The sequence below is a fragment of the Bittarella massiliensis (ex Durand et al. 2017) genome (assembly GCF_017566145.1).
GTDB lineage: Bacteria > Bacillota > Clostridia > Oscillospirales > Ruminococcaceae > Bittarella > Bittarella massiliensis_A.
This window is the reverse complement of record NZ_JABFCL010000093.1, coordinates 1-271: the sequence shown is the minus strand read 5'-3', so window position 1 is coordinate 271 and position 271 is coordinate 1. Positions and strand designations below refer to the sequence as shown.

The window sequence follows — 271 nt, the reverse complement described above, 5'->3', positions numbered from 1 at the left end:
GGACTTGCCTATTCTGTTATCAAGAATGCCCTGTTTAAGGTAATCAAGGTATCGGACGCTTCGGAGCTTGGAAAGAATATCGTCGTGCAGGGTGGTACCTTCTATAACAACGCGGTCCTCAGAAGTTTTGAAAAAATCGCAGGATGTGAGGCAGTCCGCCCGGATATCGCCGGTATCATGGGTGCTTTTGGCGCTGCTCTGATCGCCAGGGAGCGTTATCATACATACGACTGTAAAGAGACGACCATGCTCTCTATCGAGGACATTGAAA

Annotated in this window: 1 protein-coding gene; it reads left to right on the top strand. The window is 48.7% G+C overall.

The features are described from left to right. The coding region (locus HJY11_RS13590) for a hypothetical protein (RefSeq protein WP_208076463.1) at positions 1–271 on the top strand (271 nt) is incomplete at both ends.